We start from the raw sequence: 21,839 nt of genomic DNA on the forward strand, positions 1-21,839 counted from the left end.
GTAGCGCGGTGGTCCCACCTGACCCCATGCCGAACTCAGAAGTGAAACGCCGTAGCGCCGATGGTAGTGTGGGGTCTCCCCATGCGAGAGTAGGGAACTGCCAGGCATCAAATTTAGCGTGCTGATATGGCTCAGTTGGTAGAGCGCACCCTTGGTAAGGGTGAGGTCCCCAGTTCGACTCTGGGTATCAGCACCACTTAATTAGGTTAAAGTTCGGCACAGTAGAAAAGAATTTGTCTGGCGGCAGTAGCGCGGTGGTCCCACCTGACCCCATGCCGAACTCAGAAGTGAAACGCCGTAGCGCCGATGGTAGTGTGGGGTCTCCCCATGCGAGAGTAGGGAACTGCCAGACATCAATTAAGTGAGAAGGCCATCCGAAAGGATGGCCTTCTTGCGTTTGGAACCCTATGAATCTATAGGCCCGGTAAGCGTGGCGCCACCGGGCAAAACAAGCGTTTAATGAATGACCTGCGACAGGAACGCTCGCGTACGTTCTGATTTCGGATGCGCGAAGAACTCATCTGGCGGAGCCTGCTCTACAATCTCTCCCCGGTCCATGAAGATCACTCTGTCTGCCACGGTTCTGGCAAACCCCATCTCATGCGTGACGCAAAGCATTGTCATCCCCGACTGTGCCAGGCCTATCATGGTATCCAACACTTCTTTAACCATTTCAGGGTCCAACGCTGAAGTAGGTTCATCAAACAGCATGATTTTTGGTTTCATGCACAGCGAGCGAGCAATCGCTACGCGCTGCTGCTGACCGCCCGAGATCTGGCCCGGGAATTTATGAGCATGCTCCGCTATACGAACGCGTTCGAGATAGTGCATCGCCAGGGCTTCGGCCTCTTTTGTCGGCATTTTACGTACCCAAATGGGAGCCAGCGTACAGTTTTGCAGAACAGTGAGATGCGGAAAGAGATTAAAATGCTGGAATACCATTCCAACCTCCTGCCTGACGCGTTCGACATTACGAATGTCCTCATTCAGCTCGATACCATCCACAACGATACGTCCTTGTTGATGTTCTTCGAGATGATTAATGCAGCGGATCGTCGTTGATTTCCCCGATCCGGAAGGACCACATAAAACAATGCGTTCTCCCTGTCTTACGCTCAGGTTAATATCCTTTAAAACATGGAACTGCCCGTACCATTTATTAACGTTTTCCAGCGTAATCATCGCGTCGGCAGATGGCATTAAAAGTTGGCTCATAGAATCCTCAGTGCGGCGTACGCCCGGTGTTAAAGCGCTTTTCCAGATACTGGCTGTAGCGCGACATGCTGAAGCAAAAAATCCAGTAAATCAGAGCGGCAAAAACATAGCCTTCGGTGGACATACCCAGCCAGGCAGGGTCAACCGTGGCTTGTTGCACGCTACTGAAGAGATCGAACAGGCCGATGATGATGACCAGACTGGTATCTTTAAACAGCGCGATGATGGTGTTGACCAGGCCCGGAATAACCATCTTCAGGGCCTGGGGAAGAATGACCAGCCCTTGCATTTTCCAGTAGCCAAGAGCTAACGATTCCGCCGCTTCATATTGACCCTTTGGCAGCGCCTGAAGACCACCACGAACGACTTCCGCGACATAGGCGGACTGAAACAGAATCACCCCTACCAACGCCCGAATGAGTTTATCGATACTTGTTCCTTCTTCCATGAACAATGGCAGCATAACCGATGACATAAACAGGACGGTGATCAGCGGCACGCCTCGCCAGAACTCAATGAAAATAACGGATAAGATCCGGACAACGGGCATAGGGGAGCGGCGCCCCAGAGCCAGTAGAATCCCTAAGGGTAACGCCCCAGCGATCCCGACAGAGGCGATGATTAAGGTCAGGGTCAGCCCTCCCCACTGGCGCGTCTCAACCCGCTCCAGCCCCAGCAAACCGCCATACAACAACCACCAGACCACTAATGGGTAGATGACTGCCCAGACAGCAATATAACGTCCGCGCCGGGGCATCCTGTTCCAGAACATCGGAACAATTGAGACCAGCCCGACAAACAGCGCCAGCTTGATCCGCCAGCGTTGCTCGTGCGGATAAAGGCCAAACATAAACTGGCCGAAACGTTCATGGATGAACACCCAGCATGCGCCTGATTGCGTGCAGTCCGCACGAGCAGAACCGATCCAATTGGCCTGTAAAAACGCCCAGTTTACGAAGGGAGGAATAAGCTCCCACATCAGCCACAGGCATAAGATTGTCAGTAGGCTATTCAATACGCTGGAAAAAAGATTTTTACGCACCCAGGCCACGATTCGGCCATGACCATGACTGGCCGGACGCGCGGGATGTGACAGCAGGACTTTTGTCATCATGCTTCCTTAGCGCTCAACGAGGGCGATGCGGCGGTTATAAATGTTCATCAGCAGTGAGATACTCAGGCTGATGATCAGATACACCGACATGGTGATGGCAATCGTTTCAATGGCCTGTCCTGTCTGATTCAGAACCGTTCCCGCGAACAGCGAAACCATATCGGGATAACCAATCGCGGCGGCCAGCGAGGAATTCTTAACAATATTGAGGTACTGGCTGGTTAACGGCGGGATAATCACCCGCAGCGCCTGAGGAATAATGACCTGACGTAGGGTGACCGTGTTTGGAAGCCCCAGCGAGCGCGCTGCTTCATGTTGACCATACGGCACCGCCTGAATCCCCGCGCGAATGATTTCCGCAATAAACGCCGAGGTATAAACCGACAGTGCCAGCGTCAATGCCGCCAGTTCGGGGATAAGCACCATTCCGCCACGGAAGTTAAACCCCCGCAATTCGGGGATGTCCCAATGAAGCGCAGCGCCAAAAAGCCAGTGGGCGAACAGTGGCAACAGGACAATCAGCCCCAGCGCAGTAGGCCAGGTTTTACGTAACTGTCCTGTTTTTGTCTGGTGCATTTTATTGAAGCGAAACAGCCCAACGGAAATCGCAACGGCGAGCGCAATTGAGATCGTAAAAGGCAGTATGCCTTCTCCCAATTGCGGAGAGGGAATATAGAGACCCCGGTTACTCAGAAACACGGCATCCAGCGCGCTGACAGCCTGCCGCGGGCCGGGCAAATTGCGTAACACCGCGAAGTACCAGAAAAATATTTGCAAAAGTGGGGGGACGTTGCGAAAGATCTCAATATACACCGTCGACAGTTTGCGCAGTAACCAGTTATCGGAAAGGCGTGCCAGCCCGAGAAAAAAGCCGAGAACGGAGGCAAACACAATACACAATGCGGAAACCAACAAGGTGTTAAGCAAACCAACCAGAAAAACGCGCCCGTAAGTATCACCCTGTTGATAGTCAATCAGGTGCTGGACAATACCAAACCCGGCACTGCGGTCAAGAAACGCAAAACCTGAAGTAATGCCGCGATTGCTCAGGTTATTAATCGTATTGTGAACAAGGTAAATAACCACGGCGACGACCGCAAGAATGGCGATAATTTGAAACAGCCACGCGCGGACCACAGGATGAGAAAAGGAGAGCGATCCTTTTGCGTGAGAGCGGCGATGGAACATAAGAAAGCCTCGGTAACCATGACTCTGGACTGAGCGCCGCCTGTGCGGCGCTCGTTACAGCACAACGGCTTAACGTACGGGTGGTGCGTACTGGATGCCGCCGTTATTCCAGAGATTGTTTTGCCCACGTTTGATCTTCAACGGGCTTTCCGATCCCACGTTACGTTCAAAGATCTCAGCGTAATTACCCACCTGCTTGATGATGTTATACGCCCACTTGTTATCGAGTTTCAGGTCTTTACCGTAATCCCCTTCTTTGCCCAACAGATGAGCCATATCCGGCGTTGCAGGGTTAGCCGCTTTCTCATCAACGTTTTTCGACGTGACGCCCATCTCTTCAGCATTTAGCATCGCAAATAGCGTCCAGCGTACAACAGCAAACCATTCATCATCGCCGCGACGGACAACAGGGCCAAGCGGCTCTTTGGAGATTACCTCCGGCAGGACGATCCATTCGCCTGGGTTACTTAGTTTAATGCGCAGAGCGTAAAGCTGAGACTGGTCGGAGGCGAGGGTATCACAACGTCCTGACTCCAGCGCTTTTGCCGACTCGTCAGAGCGATCAAAGGTCACTGGGGTATACTTCATCTTATTTGCTTTAAAATAGTCAGCCACGTTCAGCTCAGTGTCTGTTCCTGCCTGAATACAAACAGTCGCACCATCAAGTTCTTTCGCGCTTTTCAGACCCGCTTTGTTGTGTGTCAGAAAACCGATGCCGTCGTAATAGGTTACGCCGGTAAATGACATGCCCATCCCGGCGTCACGCGAGGAGGTCCAGGTCGTATTCCGCGAGAGAAGATCCACTTCGCCGGACTGTAACGCGGTGAAGCGCTCTTTGGCCGTCAGCGGGGTGTATTTCACTTTGCTGTCGTCGCCGAGCACAGCAGCAGCGACACCGCGACATACGTCGACATCAATGCCCGAGAATTTCCCCTCCGCGTCGGCGTAAGAAAAACCGGGCAGTCCATCACTGATCCCACATTGTACGAAGCCTTTCTTTTTTACGGCATCCAGGGTTGCACCCGCATGTACCTGATTTGCAACCGTAAGCAGCACGCCGGCGGCAGCCAGCGTGGCGATCATCATCTTTTTCATAATGCATCCTGTGTGGCGAGAATTATTGTTATAGAGAACGTTATGCAACGTTTTAAACCTGTCTGTGGCCTGGCCGTACTCTTATAAGCAAAGGGAGTGCCAGGTTTTGCGTCAGCGTGCACGACGCAATATCCAGAGTGTAGACAGGATTAAATACATGCAGCGCCCTTAAATAGTGCGAAAATGAAACGTAAGCCACATTTTGGAGCAAAATGTTTTTAACATATTCACTAAATCGAAATACTAATTTCGGACGTGAATATCGACAGGGTGAGTAATAGAAAAGTATTTCGTAAATGAGCAGTAGGAAATTTACAGAGCTAACAGAAAAGTAAATCAATGAAGAGAAAAAGATAATTAAAGGTGATACCAGAAATCATTTTCAAACGGCTTAATTATGGTGATACAGGTAAAAGCGTAATGACACCCTGCCGGACAGAACAAAATAATGATTCGATTCATAAAGTAAGAACAAGGCAGGATGTCACAAAGGCGTCCTGAGACGCCTTTGTTGACACGGTTACTGGCGGGTTCGTCCAAAACGTCCTCTGACGACCACGAAGAAGACAGGCACAAAGAAGATTGCCAGCAGGGTTGCTGAAACCATGCCGCCCATCACGCCGATACCGACCGCATTTTGCGCGCCGCTACCCGCGCCATTACTGATCGCAAGCGGCAATACGCCAAGTATAAAGGCCAGTGACGTCATGAGAATTGGACGTAAACGCATACGTGACGCAGAGAGGGTCGCTTCAATAACGCCTTTGCCTTCTTTATCCATTAAGTCTTTCGCGAATTCGACAATCAGGATCGCGTTCTTTGCGGACAGGCCAATGGTGGTTAACAGCCCAACCATAAAGTAAACGTCATTCTTTTGCCCAAATAACGTTGCGGCGAGCAATACCCCCACAATACCTAACGGCACAACCAGCATCACCGAGAAAGGTATCGACCAGCTTTCATACAGTGCGGCCAGGCAAAGGAAGACGACGACAAACGAGATGGCGATTAGCGCTGGCGCCTGGTCTCCGGATAGCCGCTCCTGATACGACATTCCTGTCCAGTCATAGCCAATCCCCACAGGAAGATTGGAAGCCATGCTTTCCATTAAGGCCATCGCCTCACCGGAACTGGTTCCAGGGGCGGCTTCCCCCAGGATCTCCATTGAAGGCAGGCCGTTGTAACGTTCCAGACGCGGCGAACCGTAAATCCAGTGCGACGAACTAAACGTAGAGAACGGCACCATCTCTCCATTTGCGCTCCGCACATACAGATTATCGATGTCCTCTGGCAACATGCGGAACTGGGCGTCGGCCTGAACATAGACTTTCTTCACACGACCACGGTCAATGAAGTCGTTAACGTAGTAGCCGCCCAGCGCCGCAGAGATTGTCTCGTTGATATCGGACAGCGAGACGCCCAGCGCCTGCGCTTTTTCCTGATCGACGTCCAGCTTAAACTGCGCAGTGTCTTCCAGCCCATTCGGGCGAACGCGTACTAGCGTTTCAGGATGTTGAGCCACCATTCCTAAAAGCTGGTTTCTCGCCTGGGTTAACGCGTTATGCCCCAGCCCCGCCTGGTCGATAAGCTCAAAGTCGAAGCCCGTTGCGGTACCCAGCTCGACAATTGCTGGCATGTTGAAAGGGAAAACCATGCCATCCCGGATCTGGCTGAAAGCGCGAGTCGCCCGGGCGATAATCGATTCAACGTTGTTTTCTTCGCCGCTACGCTCCTCCCAGGGCTTGAGGCTCACAAAGGCCATCCCCGAGTTTTGTCCCTGACCGCTGAAGCTAAAGCCGTTCACGGTAAAGACGCTTTCAACGTTGGCTTTCTCGGTGTCCAGATAATAATGGGTCACTTGATCCAGCACGTTTTGCGTGCGCTCCTGCGTTGCCCCGGCAGGAAGTTGGATCATGGTCAGAAACACGCCCTGATCCTCTTCAGGCAAGAAGGATGTCGGCAAGCGTACGAACAGGAGCGCCATCCCGACAACAATCAGCAGATAGATTAGCAGGTAACGACCGGTGTTGTGGACAATGCCGCTGACGCTATTGGTGTAATGGTTGACGCTATGATCGAATTTGGCGTTAAACCAGCCGAAGAAACCGCTCTTTTTCTCATGATGCTCAGCGGAGACGGGTTTAAGCAACGTCGCGCAGAGCGCAGGCGTGAGGATCAACGCGACCAGCACCGAGAGCGCCATTGCCGACACAATGGTGATGGAGAACTGGCGGTAGATTGCGCCTGTCGATCCGCCAAAGAAGGCCATCGGGATGAACACGGCGGAGAGCACCATTGCGATCCCCACCAGGGCGCCCTGAATCTGCGACATGGACTTCTCAGTGGCTTCCCGTGGAGGCAACTTATCTTCCATCATCACGCGTTCGACGTTTTCAACCACCACTATCGCGTCATCGACCAACAGGCCGATGGCGAGCACCATGCCGAACATGGTCAGGGTGTTTATCGAGTAACCAAATGCCGCCAGTACCGCAAACGTTCCCAACAGGACAACCGGAACGGCAATGGTCGGGATCAGCGTGGCGCGGATGTTCTGCAGGAACAGATACATCACCAGGAATACCAGTACGATTGCTTCGAAAAGTGTTTTCACCACTTCATGAATGGAGATTTTCACAAACGGGGTGGTGTCATACGGGTAAACCACTTTCATTCCCGCCGGGAAGAAGGGCTGTAGCTCGACCAGTTTGGCCTTAATGGCGGTGGCAGTATCAAGGGCGTTGGCGCCGGTAGCCAGTTTAATCCCCAGACCGGATGCCGGTTTACCGTTGATGCGAGCGACAACGTTATAGTTTTCTCCGCCAAGCTCAATGCGCGCGACATCTTTCAACCGCACGACGGAGCCGTCGCTGTTTACGCGCAGCGTGACTTTGCCGAATTCTTCGGGATCTTTCAGGCGCGTCTGCGCAATGATCGAGGCGTTAAGCTGTTGTCCCGGCAGGGCGGGCGTCCCGCCAAGCTGACCGGCCGCGATTTGGTCGTTCTGCACTTTCAACTGGTTGATAACATCTACCGGCGTGAGCTGGTATTTGTTCAGGAGATTGGCATCCAGCCAGATGCGCATCGCATACTGCGCGCCAAACAGTTGAACGTCACCGACGCCGTTCAGACGGCTGATGGAGTCTTTAACGTTTGAGGCGACATAGTCGGAGATATCGTCCTGGGTGGTCTGAGGATTATCGGAAACAAAGCCTGCAACCATCAGGAAGCTACTGCTCGACTTCTCAACGCTAATTCCCTGCTGCTGAACTTCCTGCGGCAGGAGCGGCGTCGCCAGCTGCAGTTTGTTCTGAACCTGAACCTGAGCGATATCCGGATCGGTACCCGACTCGAAGGTCAGCGTGATGGTTACGCTTCCCGCAGAGTCGCTGGTGGAGGACATATACATCAGGTTATCGATACCGTTCATATTCTGTTCGATAACCTGAGTCACGGTATCTTGTACCGTCTGGGCATCTGCCCCCGGATAGTTTGCGGAAATCGAAACCGCCGGTGGAGCGATGGTGGGGTACTGCGCAACGGGCAGTTGCATAATGGCCAGGGCGCCCGCCAGCATCAGAATGATGGCCAGTACCCAGGCAAAAATAGGACGCCTGATAAAAAAGTTTGCCATGTCCGTTTACCTTATTGCGCCGCTTGTGCAGCAGGGGCTTCGGTATCCGGCGTGGCTTTCACTTTGGTGCCTGGACGCGCTTTTTGCAACCCGCTCACGATCACCCGATCGCCAGGCTGTAACCCTTCGCTTATCAGCCATTTGTCGCCAATTGCCTGCGAAGCGATGACGGGGCGGGATTCCACTTTGCTTTCGTTGTTCACGACCAGTACCGTGGCATCGCCGCGCGGGGTTCGTGTGACGCCTTGCTGTGGTACGAGGATCGCGTTTGGCTGCACGCCTTCATCGATACGCGCGCGGACAAACATGCCCGGCAGCAATGTGTGCTGCGGGTTAGGGAACACGGCGCGTAAGGTGATTGAGCCGGTGCTTTCGTCAACGGTGACATCAGAGAACTGTAAAGCGCCTTTTAGCGGATACGCTTGGCCATTTTCCATGACCAGCTCGACGCTACTGCTGGCGTTATCCTTGTGCAGACTGCCTTGTTCGAGAGATTCTTTCAGACGCATGAAGTCGTTGCTGGATTGGGTCACATCGACGTAAATAGGGTCGAGCTGCTGTACGGTTGCCAGTTCCGTCGCCTGCCCGTTAGTCACCAGTGCGCCTTCGGTGACGCTTGATTTGCCAATCCGTCCGCTTATCGGCGAGGTGACTTTGGTATAAGCGAGATTGATACGCGCGCTTTCCACCGCGGCTTTTGCTGCTGTGACGGCGGCATCAGCCTGGCGCGCATCGGCAATGGCCTGATCGTATTCCTGTTGGCTGATGTACTTTGTACCAACCAGCGGAACATAGCGTTTCACCGTCAAATGGGCGATGGCGGCAGCGGCTTCGCTTTTCGCCAGCTCGCCTTTCGCACTGTCATAGTCGGCCTGATAGGTTGCCGGATCGATCTGGTAAAGCGACTGTCCGGCCTCGACATCGCTACCTTCGGTGAAATTCCGTTTAAGGACAATACCGCTAACCTGCGGGCGAACCTCGGCAATGCGGAAGGCTGTGGTGCGTCCCGGTAATTCTGTGGTCACGGCTAATGGTGCGGTGTTGACCACGTGTACGGTCACTTGCGGCTCGCTGGCATGCGCTTGTTGCTCTCCCTGATCGTTACAACCGGCCAGCAGCGCAGCAGAGATGATAATGAATGAGGGCAGGAGTGAAAACCTGGCATGTTTCGTCATTACTGTTCCTTAAAAACCAATAGCTCGTTATTTACCGGATAACGGTAAGGCGGTAACGTGCGCGAAAAAATAACAGCTTGCTATCCTACAAATTATTGGGTCGCGATGTAAGTAATACTTATTTTTAGGTTGGCGCAACGGCACGTAAAAGCAAAAAAGGAACACTGGCTTACCGAATTGCCCTGTCGAATTTAGACATTCTTTATTGCGAGTTAATATATTTTGAAATATACATTCCTTGTGTGAATAATTTATCTATTGGCATTCGCGCACTCTATTTATTTGAATGATTTGTGCGTCACAATCAGGCTTTTATTTCGTGTGCGCGGGTCTGAGATGTTACAGTCGGCTTTTCCAGAACGGCTTTACTGGCGTAATAATTACTCCGACTCTGATGTGATACTCCATGGCAAAAAAAACCAAGGCTGATGCCCTTAAAACGCGACAACATTTAATTGAAACGGCCATTACACAGTTTGCCGCACGGGGCGTAGGCAACACCACGCTCAATGATATTGCCGACGCCGCCCAGGTCACGCGTGGCGCAATCTACTGGCACTTCAGCAACAAGACGCAGTTGTTTAACGAAGTGTGGCAGCAGCAACCCCCTTTGCGCGATCTTATTCAGGAACGAGTCACTGCGCTGAATGCAGAAAACCCGTTACAACAACTGCGTGAGAAGTTTATCGTCGCATTGCAATATATTGCCGACGTTCCACGACAGCAGGCTTTATTACAAATCTTATATCATAAATGTGAATTTCAGGATGACATGATATCTGAGCGGGAAATACGTGAGAAAATAGGTTTTAACCAGCAGGCGTTACGCGAGGCATTACAGGCCTGTATAGCGGAGGGCATGATACCCGGAACCCTTGATCTGGACGTGGCCTTAATCATTATTTGCGGCAGTTTTAGCGGCATCCTTAAAAACTGGTTAATGAACCCTGCCAGTTATAATCTTTATGAGCAGGCGCCTGCGCTGGTGGATAACGTATTAAGCATGTTAAGCCCGGACGGAAATGTCAGGCAATTAATAAAACCAACCAATATTCACGGGGAAATATAATCATTTCCCCAATTCAAAAACGTGACGCTATTGCAGGTCGGCACAGTTGACTAACTTTAGGGGATTCACCGAGTCCATGTTGCGACACTTGTCGGATTCCGTGGTGATAAGCTCGATCCACTGAATCAGTAACGCATCAAAGATAAAAACGGAGACCGCAAAAACAACCAGCCACCAATACTTGCGAATCATTGTCCAATCCTGTGTATTCATGCCCAAGCGTGCTGGAAATATACACGAAAAATGCGCTCTGAAAAGCGGGCTTACAATGCTTTTACTTTGTCACGACGCTGAGCGTTTTGGGCCCCGTCCGGCTCTTTTTCGACAAATTTTTCGTCTTCCTTTTTTTCACTTTCGCAAGCTCATCGCTGGTGAAGTGCGAGGTCACATTCATGCGTCGCAGGCCTATCTTGACGTATTCATCATTTACCTCAATACCAATGAACTTCCGTCCTGTCTCCAGCGCCACCGCGCCGGTGGTAAAGCTGCCTGCGAAAGGATCAAGGACGGTATCGCCAGGGTTTGAGGAGGCCAATATGATCCGCTTTAACAGGGCGACAGGCTTTTGCGTCGGATGGTTTTCATATTCATTCATCAGGTAACGCACACGGGGAAACTCCCAGACGTTTCCCGGGACTTTTTGCGTGTTGTAGGGCTGAGGCGGGTTTTTACGGTAGTCGATCAACGCTCGTTTAGCGCCGGTTTTTGTCTCAACCAGAATCGCTTCGCTATTGAAGGTGTAATTTTTGGCGTCTTTTACCATCATCAGGATCGGTTCGTACATTGAGCCGAAATATTTCTTTGCCTGTACGCCTGAGCTGTCGTAGGACCAGACGATCCGGCTCTTGATGGTAAACAGATTCCGGCACTTGAGATCAATATATGGCATGTTCTCGGTGCTGTTCATGATGTACATCGTGCCCTGCTTTTTCAGTACCCGATGACACTCTTCAATGCATTCGAACAGCCAGGCGAGGAAAACGTCCGCGTCCCAGGCTTCCCGCATGCCGTCAAAATCTTTTCCGATGTTATAGGGCGGATCGGCAAAAATTAAGTCGACGCTTTCAGTAGGTAATTTCTTGAGTTCGGCTAACGCATCTCCGTGAATGACCGACGTCGATTCATTGCCAAAGTAGTGTGGTTCAACTCCCGTTTTCATCTCTACTCCACAAGAAATGCGTATAAAAAAGGCGCTTCCCCATGCCGAGTAGCGCCTTTTATATCAGACAGTTAACTGATTAGTATCAGTTCATGCCGTATTTTTTCAATTTTTTACGCAGCGTACCACGGTTGATGCCCATCATCAGAGCAGCACGGGTCTGGTTACCGCGGGTGTATTGCATCACCATGTCCAACAGGGGCTGTTCAACTTCAGCCAGTACCAGCTCATAGAGGTCATTAACATCCTGACCGTTCAGTTGAGCAAAATAGTTCTTCAGTGCCTGTTTAACCGAGTCACGCAGGGGCTTTTGAGTTACCTGATCCTGAGAGTTAACGGTAGAAACGGTCAGTACGTCAGAATTTACGCGTTGTTCGAACATAGTTCTGTCAGCTCTTTATTTCATTACGCAAAATTTTCGAAGTATGCCTCCAACGCCTCCAGCTGTTCGCTGGCGTCTTCAATGGCGTTGAATGTGCGCCGAAACTGGTCATTTGGAGCGTGCTCCTGGAGATACCAGGAGACGTGTTTACGCGCAATTCGGTACCCTTTTGCCTGGCCATAAAAGTCATGCAATTCCCGAACATGCGCACAAAGCAAGCGCTTAACCTCTGCCAAAGGCAGGGGGGACAGCAGCTCCCCAGTGTCCAGATAATGCTGGATTTCCCGGAAGATCCAGGGTCTTCCCTGAGCTGCGCGGCCTATCATCAGGGCATCAGCCCCCGTATAGTCGAGCACAGCTCTGGCTTTAAGCGGGTCAGTAATGTCGCCATTCGCGATAATCGGAATGGAAACTTTCTGCTTAACTGCCCGAATACTGTCGTACTCAGCATCTCCATTGAACAAACAGGCGCGGGTGCGTCCATGAATGGTCAGAGCCTGAATGCCACAGTCTTCAGCCAGTTGGGCAATCTCTACGCAGTTACGGTGTTCCGGAGCCCAGCCGGTGCGAATCTTCAGGGTGACAGGAACGTCCACTGCTCTGACGACCTCGGTTAGTATTGACTTCACTAATTCCGGGTACTGCAAGAGGGCTGAACCTGCGAGCTTGCGATTCACTTTTTTAGCCGGACACCCCATATTGATATCAATAATCTGGGCGCCGCTTTCCACGTTGATACGTGCGGCATCGGCCATCTCAACAGGGTCGCTACCGGCAATTTGCACCGTGCGAATTCCTGACTCATCAACGTGCACCATCCGTAGCCGGGACTTGTCGCTTTCCCAAACCTGCGGGTTAGAAGACATCATCTCGGATACGGTCAATCCTGCTCCCATCTCGTAGCACAGCGTCCGAAAGGGTCTGTCAGTGATGCCAGCCATTGGCGCTGCGATCAGGCGATTTCTGAGCTGGTATTGTCCGATGCGCATGAGTTAAGAAATGACCATACTGTGACTGCAAGGCGGCGTATATTACGCATTTTTTGCACGAGATGAAAGGCCAAACTTTGACCAATCCTCTGAGATGGATCAAAGAATCACCGTTAAACGAAGGTGACTTGAATAATTAGCTTTATAAATCATTAAATTAAAAAAATGTGTCGAATTTCTGTACGCGTATTATTTTGCGTAACTTCTCATTTTTTCTTCGATACCACAGGTGCTGACAAGATAATCTGCTGAATTAACCAGCAGATTAGCAGGTCATAGTGTGACTATGCTCTCATTTCAGGCATGAACGTTTACGGTGTCGTCGTTTACTCAACCACCACGCGGCCATTCAGCGGCTGTGCCGGGCGGCTATTGTCATGGTGCATGGTGTGGCTGAACTTCTCCAGCTGTGCCGCAGAGAGGGTCAGCGGATGCTTAAGAACGATCCAGGTCACGCCTTCAGAGCAGGGCGGTGTGGTCAGAGAGCCGCTGAAACGCCAGTAAGATTTCTCTTTTGGCAACAGCGCGTTCAGGTCCATCTGGGTGGTAATCTTGACGTCCTGAGCGGCTTTTTCCGGCATCGTCGCCCACAGCTTTTCCAGCTCGCTATTGGCGGCACCTTTGTCGAACATGACGGCGACGACGGTAATCGCCCCTTTCGCATCTTTATGCACCAGATGCATCTCCATGGCGTAATGCTTACCGTGAACGGTGTTTTCGCTCGGCGCATGGAAGTGAAACTGCTGCAACGTGAATGGTTGGCCATCGATCGTTACGGTATCCGCAGTGGTGGATTTTAACCCGGCCTGAATGGTATGCCCGTTGTTGATCAGCGTGACAGGGCCATCAACATAGTGGGTAGCCAGCGGACTCAGATGGGCATTGACCGTATGGTCGATATTAACCGGGGACTGATTCATTCCTGTCTGACAGGTTTTATATTCCTCACTCAGCGTACCCCAGTGCTCCGGGGCGCCTTCGCCTTCATAGGTCCAGTGTGAGGCCAGTGCCGTAAACGGCATGATACTTAGCGCCAGAAGCGCTGCCTTGCTCAAAGAATGGTTCATCGTATTCTTCCAATGAATGTATATGATTTTTATATGTGTAACTTCAATGGGTTACGTCACTATTTTAGCGAATGGAAGGCGATGGGAAAGAGGTAAAAAACCGAAAAAAAGGCCTGCGAACAGGCCATATTGGAAAAAAGGGATTACTGTTTTATTCCGGTGATCCGGCACCACTCCTCTTTTTCCACTACCGGATCGAGGGCGAAGAGGTCGGCATAGGCTTCGCAGACGCTTTCCGCCTGGCTGGCGAGGATACCGGAAAGGCCCAGCAAACCGCCTGTAACGGGCAGGACGCTGATTAACGGCGCCAGCTCGCGTAACGGGCCAGCAAGGATATTAGCGACCACCACGTCGGCTTTCAGGGCTTCTGGTTGATCCTGCGGCAGGTAAAGCGCCAGGCGATCGGAAACGCCGTTACGTTCGGCGTTGTCGCGACTGGCCTGAATCGCCTGCGGATCAATGTCCACGCCGATGGCTTTCGCCGCCCCAAGCTTCAGCGCCGCAATCGCCAGAATGCCGGAGCCACAGCCGAAGTCGATCACGGTTTTACCGGTTAAATCGAGGCTGTCCAGCCACTGCAGGCACAGGGAGGTCGTTGGATGTGTGCCGGTGCCGAACGCCAGTCCCGGGTCGAGCATGACGTTGACCGCGTTTTCGTCGGGGACTTCACGCCAGCTGGGGCAGATCCACAGGCGTTCGCCAAAGCGCATCGGGTGGAAGTTTTCCATCCATTCGCGCTCCCAGTCTTTATCTTCTAACTGTTCGATTTTATGGGCAAAACCCGCGCCAAGCAGCGGATGATTCTCAAGAATCGCGACCACCTCTTTCATGTCCGTCTCGGCGTCAAACAGGCCGATCACGTCAGTGTCGCCCCACAGGCGGGTTTCGCCCGGCAATGGCTCGAAAACCGGCGTGTCGTGGGTATCCTGGAAGGTAATGGAAACAGCGCCTGCTTCCATTAACGCATCACTCAGATCTTCCGCATTCGCACCGGTGGTATTCAGTTTTAATTGGATCCATGGCATGGCAAAACTCTTTATTTATCAGTAGACAATACGGCGGCCTGTGGTGCGGGGGAACCGAAACGGTTTCCGACCAGAAAGGCCAGCAGACTTAGCAGTAGCGAGGGCACTATCGGGTGAAAGCCCTGATACTGAATATTCAGGGTGGCGAGGATGGCGTATAGCCCACCACCGACGATCATCGCGCTCAACGCCCCGGTTGCGTTTGCGCGCTCCCAGTACAGCCCAAGCACCAGAGGCCACAGGAATACCGCTTCCAGTCCGCCAAACGCCAGCAGATTCAGCCAGATAATCATCTCTGGCGGCTTCCAGGCCGCCAGCAATAACAGCGCTCCCAGGATCAAGGTGATCGCCGCGGACATACGCTTCAGCCGCGTCTCATTTTCCGCGTGATCCGGGCGAATATTGAGGTAGAGATCTTTAATGATCGTAGCGGAACTCTGCAGCAATTGCGCATTGATCGTCGACATAATCGCCGCCATTGGCGCAGCCAGGAAGATCCCGGCAGCGAAAGGCGGCAACACCTTGACCATCAGCGTGGGAATCACCAGATCCGGCACCGTCAGGTCCGGGATCACCGCGCGTCCCAGCGCGCCCGCAAGGTGCATCCCGAACATCAGGATCGCGACCACGATGGTGCCGATGATCATCCCGCGATGCACGGCCTTGCTGTCTTTATACGAAATACAGCGTACCGCCGTATGCGGCAGCCCGATCACGCCAAAGCACACCAACACCCAGAACGAGGTCATAAAGGCGGGAGACAGGATATCATCCGCCCCCTGAGGGGAGATCAGTTGCGGATTAATGGCCTCGAGGGTTGCAACCGCGTGTCCTACACCGCCTGCGGCGTGCACGATACCGACCAGCAGAACGATCGTACCAATAAGCATCACCAACCCTTGCAAGGTGTCGTTCAGCACGCTGGCGCGAAAGCCGCCAAAGGCGGTGTACAGCGCGATACTGACCCCGAAAATCAGCAGCCCGGTTTCGTAAGGAATACCCGCCGCCGTTTCCAGCAACCGCGCGCCGCCGATGAACTGCACTGTCATCGCCCCGACAAAGGCCACCAGCAGGCTGAGACTCGCCAGCCACACCAGCAGTCGGCTTTGGTAGCGGGCAAACAGCATGTCATTAAGGGTCACGGCATTATAACGGCGCGCGAGAATGGCGAACTTTTTACCGAGGACGCCCAGCGAGAGCCAGACAGCGGGGAGCTGAATCATTGCCAGCAGAACCCAGCCCAGCCCGTATTTGTAGGCGGCGCCCGGGCCACCAATAAATGAACTGGCGCTGATATAGGTCGCGGTCAGGGTCATGGCCAGCACAACCCCGCCCATTGAGCGGCTGCCGAGGAAATATTCATTCAGAAATGAGCCGGTCTGCCTTTTACGCATGGCATAAACAGAAATGGCAAATACCACAACCAGGTAGGCAACCAGCGGCAGAATGACTTCAAGCTGCATCGTCATCCTCCAGCGGAATGTCGCGATAGATAAATTTTACCATTGCCCAGCACAGCAGAATGAAGATCAGCGGCGTCAACAGGCAGGCCATCTCAAACCAATGGGGCAGCCCGGTGAAACCCGGCGCTACGCCTGGTAAGTAAGCAGTCACTAACCATGCAGCAAGATAAAGAAGGGTCAGCCACAGCGCCCAGCGCGCTTCTTTATGGGCCTGAACAAAACGTTTGTCCATTTTTTGTCCCTTGTGGATGAAGAAAGCGGGGATTGTACATGATGGGGCCTGGCGATCCCCAGAAATAAAAAAGGCCGGGTTGCCCGGCCTTTTCGCATAAACGCTGACTTACTTCTCGTTCAGACCGAGTTTTTTCTCCAGGTAGTGGATGTTCGTGCCACCATTCTGGAAGTGCTCGTCGTTCATAATGCGGGTCTGCAAATCAACGTTGGTTTTGATACCGTCGATGATCAGCTCCTGCAGGGCGTTCTTCATGCGGGCAATCGCCACGTCACGGTTTTCGCCGTAGCAGATGAGCTTGCCGATCATGGAATCATAGTACGGCGGTACGGTGTAACCGGCGTAGATATGGGACTCCCAGCGCACGCCAAAGCCGCCAGGCGCATGGAAACGCGTGATTTTGCCGGGGCTTGGCAGGAAGGTATTCGGGTCTTCGGCGTTGATACGGCATTCCACCGCATGGCCGCGAACCACAACTTCTTCCTGTTTGATGGACAGGGGCTGACCGGCTGCAATACGCAGCTGTTCTTTGATCAGATCGACGCCGGTAATCATTTCGGTAACCGGATGTTCAACCTGAATACGGGTATTCATCTCAATGAAGTAGAACTCGCCGTTTTCGAACAGGAACTCAAAGGTACCCGCCCCGCGATAGCCGATATCGACGCACGCTTTCGCGCAACGCTCGCCGATGTAGCGACGCAGTTCCGGGGTAATGCCCGGCGCTGGCGCTTCTTCGACGACTTTCTGGTGACGACGCTGCATGGAGCAGTCACGTTCCGCCAGATAGATCGCGTTCCCCTGACCGTCAGCCAGCACCTGAATTTCGATGTGGCGTGGGTTTTCGAGGTATTTCTCCATGTACACCATGTCATTGCTGAAAGCCGCTTTCGCTTCCGCCTTGGTCATGGAAATGGACTGCGCCAGTTCAGCATCGCTGCGCACCACGCGCATACCGCGACCGCCGCCGCCGCCGGAGGCTTTGATGATCACCGGGTAACCGATGCGTTTAGCATGGGCGCGGTTCGCATCCATATCATCGGTCAGCGGGCCGTCAGAACCCGGTACAGTCGGTACGCCTGCTTTCTTCATGGCGGTAATCGCAGACACTTTGTCGCCCATCAGGCGAATAGTGTCGGCTTTCGGGCCGATGAAGATAAAGCCGGAACGTTCAACCTGCTCGGCAAAGTTGGCGTTCTCAGAGAGGAAGCCGTAACCCGGGTGAATCGCGACCGCGCCGGTGATTTCGGCGGCGCTGATGATCGCCGGGATGTTCAGATAGCTTTTTACGGACGGAGCCGGGCCAATACAGACCGTCTCATCCGCCAGCAATACGTGTTTTAAATCGCGGTCCGCGCTTGAGTGCACGGCCACGGTCTTGATGCCCAGTTCTTTACAGGCACGAAGAATACGCAGTGCAATCTCGCCACGGTTGGCGATAACAATTTTATCCAGCATGTTCGCCTCGTTACTCGATGACGACCAGCGGCTCGTCAAATTCTACCGGCTGACCACTTTCGACCAGGATCGCTTTCACAGTACCTGATTTGTCTGCTTCGATCTGGTTCATCATTTTCATGGCTTCGACGATGCACAGGGTATCGCCGACGTTGACTTTCTGACCCACTTCGATGAACGCTTTGGCGTCCGGGCTCGGGGTGCGGTAGAAAGTACCAACCATTGGGGAACGTACGATGTGACCACTGATTTCCGCTGCGGCGGCTGCCGGCGCTTCTGCTGCCGGAGCAACTGCGTTAGACAGAGCCGGTTGCTGCTGCATCACTGGCGCAGCGTAAGCCTGTTGCATAACCGGGAAGCTGCCTGCCGGCGCTGCACGACTGATGCGTACAGATTCTTCGCCTTCAGAAATTTCCAGTTCGGAGATGCCTGATTCTTCAACCAGCTCGATCAGTTTTTTAATCTTACGAATATCCATGAGTGGGTTCCGTACTCTTTGTTTAGTGTGATTGTGACAGAGGGGTTACCGCTGTCTGTAAAGCGTGAGTCCCAACGGCAACAGCGCGTTTGCCTGTCAGGACGTCGGACTATTTCGCCTTTACGCCTCAAGTGAGACTTGTCGGTCAAAATGCTGCGATTTGCGGCAATCCTCCGGCAAAAAACAAAATATACCTTCAAAGCGCGATTGTCACCCTTTCAGCGGCTTAAAAACGCCTTCCGGGAGGTCAGGGTCGCACATTATAACGATTTCGTAGCAATTGGCAGCTAAATACTGGTCTTATCAGGGAAGATAATCAACCGCTAACACGTAAATAACATCTGAGTCTCTGCGTTTTGTAACCGACAGCACACTTCGCTGAACTAGCGCCACCACTGGCGAAACTTCTTGTAACGGCAGGCTAAAAGCGCCAGCGCCAGCAGGGCGTAAATAACGGGTTGCGGGGATAAAACCTTCACTGACCAGAGATAATGTAAAGGGGCGAGGATCGCCACCAGATAGACGACGTTATGCAGCAATTGCCAGCGTTTGCCCAGCTTGCGCTGCGCCGCCTGCGTGGAGGTCAGCGTCAGCGCCAGCAAAATAAGCCAGCTGATAATGCCCAGCGTCAAATACGGGCGCGTAATCAATTCGCGACCCAGTAAACCCAGATTCTGAATGCCCAACTCCAACATCGCATAGCTGGTTAAATGCAGCGTGACCCAGGCAAAACACCATAGCCCCAGCAAACGCCGCGTGCGTATCAATAAGGGCTGTTTAGCGTAACGCGCCAGCGGCGTGACCAACAAGGTCGCCAGGAGAAATTTCAGAGCGGTCCTACCGGTAAAATGTTGAATATCTTTCACCGGATCGGCGCTTAACCCGCCGCTGTTAATTGCCCAGAACAGCCAAAGCAACGGCACAATTCCCGCCAGGTGAAGGAGGATTTTCAGCCAGGTCATCTGTTTTGCATTCAGCCGCACTTATATGTTCTCCCGCAGATCCAGTCCCCGGTATAACGACGCCACCTGCTCGCCATAGCCGTTGAACAGCAAGGTCGGCTGGCGCTTAACGTCAAGGATCCCGCCCGTACCGATAAATCGCTCCGTGGCCTGCGACCAGCGCGGATGATCGACGTGCGGATTCACGTTGGCGTAAAAACCGTACTCATCCGGGGCGGCGAGATTCCAGGTGGTCGGCGGTCGTTCGCGGGTGAGTTTGATGCTAACGATCGATTTAATGCCTTTGAAGCCATATTTCCACGGCACTGTCAGACGGATGGGCGCGCCGTTTTGCGGCGGTAGCGCTTTACCGTAGACGCCAACGGTGAGCAGGGTAAGCGGGTGCATGGCTTCGTCAAGCCGCAGGCCTTCAACGTAGGGATACTTCAACCCGCCGCCGATAAAACGATCTTTTTGTCCCGGCATATCGTCCGGCGCGTAAAGCGTCTCGAACGCCACATAACGGGCATTGCTGGTGGGTTCGACAAGCGCGAGCAGCTTGTGTAAAGGAAAGCCAATCCACGGTACCACCATTGACCAGGCCTCGACGCAGCGCATCCGATAAATGCGTTCTTCTAAAGGAAAGCGGGTGGTTAAGGCGTCGTGGTCCAGCGTCAGGGGTTTAGCGACCTCTCCGCTGATTTTCAGCGTCCAGGGATCGGTTTTCATGCTGCCGGCATTGGCCGCCGGATCGGCTTTATCCAGTCCGAATTCATAGAAGTTGTTATAGCCAGTGACCTTATCTTCCGGCGTTAAAGGCAGGCTGTTTTGCCACTCGCTGGGTTTACTGAAGTCGAGCGGCTTTCCGGCAGGCGCGGGGGGGCGATCGTTGCCTTTAAACCATCCCAACAGATCGGCCTGCGCCGTTGTAGGGAGCGAGAGGGCGGCAGCGCTGATGCCCAGGGCTTTAAGCACCTGGCGGCGATGCATAAAAAAAGCCGATTCGGCGGTGACATCGGCTTCAGTAAGTGGACGGTATTTTTTCATAACAGACTCCCGGCATACGCATAACGCGTAGTTACTATGGCAGGGAGTCTGTCAATGCGCTGAGAAATTTCGTTATTTATATGTAAATTTTTGCAGCGCTACGGCTTATTTAACCTTGACCAGCGTACGGCCCTGAACCTGATTGTTCATGATGGCGTCGGCGAATTTCGGCGCGTCGGCCAGCGCGATCTCCGTTGTGGCTTGCGCGTAGAAGCTTTCCGGCAGGTCACGAACCAGTCGTTCCCAGGCCTGGGCGCGGCGGGCGGGCGGCGTCATCACGGAATCCACACCCTGCAAACGCACGTTGCGCAGAATAAACGGCATCACCGTTGTCGGCAGGGCAAAACCGCCCGCCAGGCCACAGGCCGCCACGCAACCCCCGTAGTTCATCTGTGCCAGAACTTTTGCCAGCACCTTATCGCCAACGGTATCCACCGCGCCTGCCCACAGCTGTTTTTCCAGCGGGCGAGACTCGGCGAACTCGTCGCGTCCCAAAATGCGCTGGGCGCCAAGTTGTTTCAGATAAGCATGGGTGCTTTCACGACCCGATACGGCAACGACCTGATAACCCAGCTTATGCAACAGGGCGACAGCCGTACTGCCCACGCCGCCGCTGGCGCCGGTCACCACGATTTCGCCATCTTCAGGACGGATACCGGCCTCTTCCAGAGCCATTACGCAGAGCATGGCGGTGAAGCCCGCCGTACCGATCACCATTGCCTTACGGCTATCCAGGCCTTTCGGCATCGCCACCAGCCAGTCCGCTTTGACGCGCGCCTGCTCGGCCAGACCGCCCCAATGATTCTCGCCAACGCCCCATCCGGTCAGTAAAACGTCCTGACCGGCATGAAAACGCGGATCCTCGCTTGCGCGCACAGTGCCAGCGAAATCAATTCCAGGAATCATCGGAAAATGACGGATAATTTTTCCCTTTCCGGTGATCGCGAGCGCATCTTTGTAGTTCAGACTGGACCAGTGCACGTCCACGGTAACATCGCCTTCCGGCAACCGGCTTTCTTCAAGCGTCTGCACGGATGCGAGGGTTTTACCGTCCTGCTGTTCCAATATCAAAGCCTGCATAACCTGTCCTCAATGTTGCGTAGTGGAT

At 53.2% G+C, this 21,839-nt stretch carries 20 protein-coding genes, 1 tRNA gene and 2 rRNA genes; 4 read left to right on the forward strand and 19 right to left on the reverse strand.

Annotated elements, in window-relative coordinates; genetic code table 11:
• The 3 genes from rrf (APU02_RS19895) to rrf (APU02_RS19905) form a co-directional block, all read left to right on the forward strand.
• Positions 1-106 (forward strand): 5S ribosomal RNA (gene rrf, locus APU02_RS19895); the annotation flags it as partial.
• A 14-nt stretch (positions 107-120) separates the two neighbouring features.
• Positions 121-196 (forward strand) — tRNA-Thr (locus APU02_RS19900).
• Between the two features lie 40 nt (positions 197-236).
• Positions 237-352, forward strand: a 5S ribosomal RNA gene (gene rrf, locus APU02_RS19905).
• A 104-nt stretch (positions 353-456) separates the two neighbouring features.
• Here the strand turns inward: rrf (APU02_RS19905) and APU02_RS19910 are convergent.
• The 6 genes from APU02_RS19910 to APU02_RS19935 all read right to left on the reverse strand — a co-directional run bounded on the left by APU02_RS19910 (position 457) and on the right by APU02_RS19935 (position 9,421).
• Positions 457-1,215, reverse strand: a complete 759-nt coding sequence (locus APU02_RS19910; RefSeq protein WP_042292042.1) for an amino acid ABC transporter ATP-binding protein — start codon at positions 1,213-1,215, stop codon at positions 457-459.
• Positions 1,216-1,222: 7 nt separating this feature from the next.
• On the reverse strand, positions 1,223-2,326 hold the full coding sequence (locus tag APU02_RS19915) for an amino acid ABC transporter permease (RefSeq protein WP_060571028.1): 1,104 nt from the start codon (positions 2,324-2,326) through the stop codon (positions 1,223-1,225).
• A gap of 9 nt (positions 2,327-2,335) precedes the next feature.
• Entirely contained in the window at positions 2,336-3,517 is a 1,182-nt protein-coding gene (locus tag APU02_RS19920) for an amino acid ABC transporter permease (protein ID WP_060571029.1), read from the reverse strand.
• A gap of 69 nt (positions 3,518-3,586) precedes the next feature.
• Positions 3,587-4,612, reverse strand: a complete 1,026-nt coding sequence (locus tag APU02_RS19925; protein ID WP_060571030.1) for an amino acid ABC transporter substrate-binding protein — start codon at positions 4,610-4,612, stop codon at positions 3,587-3,589.
• 520 nt (positions 4,613-5,132) lie between these two features.
• Positions 5,133-8,246 carry an efflux RND transporter permease subunit gene (locus tag APU02_RS19930; protein WP_060571031.1) on the reverse strand — a complete coding sequence of 1,038 codons (3,114 nt, stop codon included), beginning with the start codon at positions 8,244-8,246 and terminating at the stop codon, positions 5,133-5,135.
• Positions 8,247-8,257: 11 nt separating this feature from the next.
• Positions 8,258-9,421 carry an efflux RND transporter periplasmic adaptor subunit gene (locus tag APU02_RS19935; RefSeq protein WP_042292029.1) on the reverse strand — a complete coding sequence of 388 codons (1,164 nt, stop codon included), beginning with the start codon at positions 9,419-9,421 and terminating at the stop codon, positions 8,258-8,260.
• 406 nt (positions 9,422-9,827) lie between these two features.
• Here APU02_RS19935 and envR point away from each other — a divergent pair, with 406 nt between their 5' ends.
• Positions 9,828-10,490, forward strand: a complete 663-nt coding sequence (envR, locus tag APU02_RS19940) for an acrEF/envCD operon transcriptional regulator (protein WP_060571032.1) — start codon at positions 9,828-9,830, stop codon at positions 10,488-10,490.
• Positions 10,491-10,517: 27 nt separating this feature from the next.
• Here the strand turns inward: envR and APU02_RS19945 are convergent, their stop codons facing one another.
• From APU02_RS19945 to APU02_RS20005, 13 genes are all read right to left on the reverse strand, one after another.
• Complete coding sequence (locus APU02_RS19945) at positions 10,518-10,682, reverse strand: DUF2556 family protein (protein ID WP_042292024.1); 165 nt, start codon at positions 10,680-10,682, stop codon at positions 10,518-10,520.
• 82 nt (positions 10,683-10,764) lie between these two features.
• Positions 10,765-11,649, reverse strand: coding sequence for an adenine-specific DNA-methyltransferase (gene yhdJ / locus APU02_RS19950; RefSeq protein WP_060571033.1), 885 nt, complete (start codon positions 11,647-11,649; stop codon positions 10,765-10,767).
• Between the two features lie 85 nt (positions 11,650-11,734).
• Positions 11,735-12,031 carry a DNA-binding transcriptional regulator Fis gene (gene fis, locus APU02_RS19955; RefSeq protein ID WP_000462905.1) on the reverse strand — a complete coding sequence of 99 codons (297 nt, stop codon included), beginning with the start codon at positions 12,029-12,031 and terminating at the stop codon, positions 11,735-11,737.
• Positions 12,032-12,054: 23 nt separating this feature from the next.
• On the reverse strand, positions 12,055-13,020 hold the full coding sequence (gene dusB / locus APU02_RS19960; RefSeq protein WP_060571034.1) for a tRNA dihydrouridine synthase DusB: 966 nt from the start codon (positions 13,018-13,020) through the stop codon (positions 12,055-12,057).
• A 326-nt stretch (positions 13,021-13,346) separates the two neighbouring features.
• Entirely contained in the window at positions 13,347-14,087 is a 741-nt protein-coding gene (locus tag APU02_RS19965; RefSeq protein ID WP_042292016.1) for a carbonic anhydrase family protein, read from the reverse strand.
• Between the two features lie 143 nt (positions 14,088-14,230).
• Positions 14,231-15,112 (reverse strand): 50S ribosomal protein L11 methyltransferase, encoded by an 882-nt coding sequence (prmA, locus tag APU02_RS19970; protein ID WP_042292014.1) that lies wholly within the window; start codon positions 15,110-15,112, stop codon positions 14,231-14,233.
• An 11-nt stretch (positions 15,113-15,123) separates the two neighbouring features.
• Positions 15,124-16,575, reverse strand: a complete 1,452-nt coding sequence (panF, locus tag APU02_RS19975) for a sodium/pantothenate symporter (protein ID WP_060571035.1) — start codon at positions 16,573-16,575, stop codon at positions 15,124-15,126.
• Positions 16,565-16,807, reverse strand: coding sequence for a YhdT family protein (locus tag APU02_RS19980; protein WP_060571036.1), 243 nt, complete (start codon positions 16,805-16,807; stop codon positions 16,565-16,567). Before APU02_RS19980 ends, panF begins: the two co-directional genes overlap by 11 nt.
• A 108-nt stretch (positions 16,808-16,915) precedes the next feature.
• Complete coding sequence (accC, locus tag APU02_RS19985; protein ID WP_042292006.1) at positions 16,916-18,265, reverse strand: acetyl-CoA carboxylase biotin carboxylase subunit; 1,350 nt, start codon at positions 18,263-18,265, stop codon at positions 16,916-16,918.
• Between the two features lie 10 nt (positions 18,266-18,275).
• Positions 18,276-18,743, reverse strand: coding sequence for an acetyl-CoA carboxylase biotin carboxyl carrier protein (accB, locus tag APU02_RS19990; protein ID WP_042292003.1), 468 nt, complete (start codon positions 18,741-18,743; stop codon positions 18,276-18,278).
• Between the two features lie 383 nt (positions 18,744-19,126).
• Positions 19,127-19,726: a protein-methionine-sulfoxide reductase heme-binding subunit MsrQ gene (gene msrQ, locus APU02_RS19995; RefSeq protein WP_060571037.1), complete on the reverse strand. Its 600-nt coding sequence runs from the start codon at positions 19,724-19,726 to the stop codon at positions 19,127-19,129.
• Entirely contained in the window at positions 19,727-20,731 is a 1,005-nt protein-coding gene (msrP, locus tag APU02_RS20000; protein WP_042291996.1) for a protein-methionine-sulfoxide reductase catalytic subunit MsrP, read from the reverse strand.
• A 105-nt stretch (positions 20,732-20,836) separates the two neighbouring features.
• Positions 20,837-21,811 carry an MDR family oxidoreductase gene (locus APU02_RS20005; protein WP_060571038.1) on the reverse strand — a complete coding sequence of 325 codons (975 nt, stop codon included), beginning with the start codon at positions 21,809-21,811 and terminating at the stop codon, positions 20,837-20,839.
• Positions 21,812-21,839: the final 28 nt, after the last annotated feature.

The organism is Citrobacter sp. 50677481 (assembly GCF_001463265.1).
GTDB lineage: Bacteria > Pseudomonadota > Gammaproteobacteria > Enterobacterales > Enterobacteriaceae > Citrobacter_A > Citrobacter_A sedlakii.

Coding starts and splice junctions, on each gene's coding strand:
- APU02_RS19910 (WP_042292042.1), bottom strand. CDS start 1,215: ATGAGCCAACTTTTAATGCCATCTGCCGACGCGATGATTACGCTGGAA.
- APU02_RS19915 (WP_060571028.1), bottom strand. CDS start 2,326: ATGACAAAAGTCCTGCTGTCACATCCCGCGCGTCCGGCCAGTCATGGT.
- APU02_RS19920 (WP_060571029.1), bottom strand. CDS start 3,517: ATGTTCCATCGCCGCTCTCACGCAAAAGGATCGCTCTCCTTTTCTCAT.
- APU02_RS19925 (WP_060571030.1), bottom strand. CDS start 4,612: ATGAAAAAGATGATGATCGCCACGCTGGCTGCCGCCGGCGTGCTGCTT.
- APU02_RS19930 (WP_060571031.1), bottom strand. CDS start 8,246: ATGGCAAACTTTTTTATCAGGCGTCCTATTTTTGCCTGGGTACTGGCC.
- APU02_RS19935 (WP_042292029.1), bottom strand. CDS start 9,421: ATGACGAAACATGCCAGGTTTTCACTCCTGCCCTCATTCATTATCATC.
- envR (WP_060571032.1), top strand. CDS start 9,828: ATGGCAAAAAAAACCAAGGCTGATGCCCTTAAAACGCGACAACATTTA.
- APU02_RS19945 (WP_042292024.1), bottom strand. CDS start 10,682: ATGATTCGCAAGTATTGGTGGCTGGTTGTTTTTGCGGTCTCCGTTTTT.
- yhdJ (WP_060571033.1), bottom strand. CDS start 11,649: ATGAAAACGGGAGTTGAACCACACTACTTTGGCAATGAATCGACGTCG.
- fis (WP_000462905.1), bottom strand. CDS start 12,031: ATGTTCGAACAACGCGTAAATTCTGACGTACTGACCGTTTCTACCGTT.
- dusB (WP_060571034.1), bottom strand. CDS start 13,020: ATGCGCATCGGACAATACCAGCTCAGAAATCGCCTGATCGCAGCGCCA.
- APU02_RS19965 (WP_042292016.1), bottom strand. CDS start 14,087: ATGAACCATTCTTTGAGCAAGGCAGCGCTTCTGGCGCTAAGTATCATG.
- prmA (WP_042292014.1), bottom strand. CDS start 15,112: ATGCCATGGATCCAATTAAAACTGAATACCACCGGTGCGAATGCGGAA.
- panF (WP_060571035.1), bottom strand. CDS start 16,575: ATGCAGCTTGAAGTCATTCTGCCGCTGGTTGCCTACCTGGTTGTGGTA.
- APU02_RS19980 (WP_060571036.1), bottom strand. CDS start 16,807: ATGGACAAACGTTTTGTTCAGGCCCATAAAGAAGCGCGCTGGGCGCTG.
- accC (WP_042292006.1), bottom strand. CDS start 18,265: ATGCTGGATAAAATTGTTATCGCCAACCGTGGCGAGATTGCACTGCGT.
- accB (WP_042292003.1), bottom strand. CDS start 18,743: ATGGATATTCGTAAGATTAAAAAACTGATCGAGCTGGTTGAAGAATCA.
- msrP (WP_042291996.1), bottom strand. CDS start 20,731: ATGAAAAAATACCGTCCACTTACTGAAGCCGATGTCACCGCCGAATCG.
- APU02_RS20005 (WP_060571038.1), bottom strand. CDS start 21,811: ATGCAGGCTTTGATATTGGAACAGCAGGACGGTAAAACCCTCGCATCC.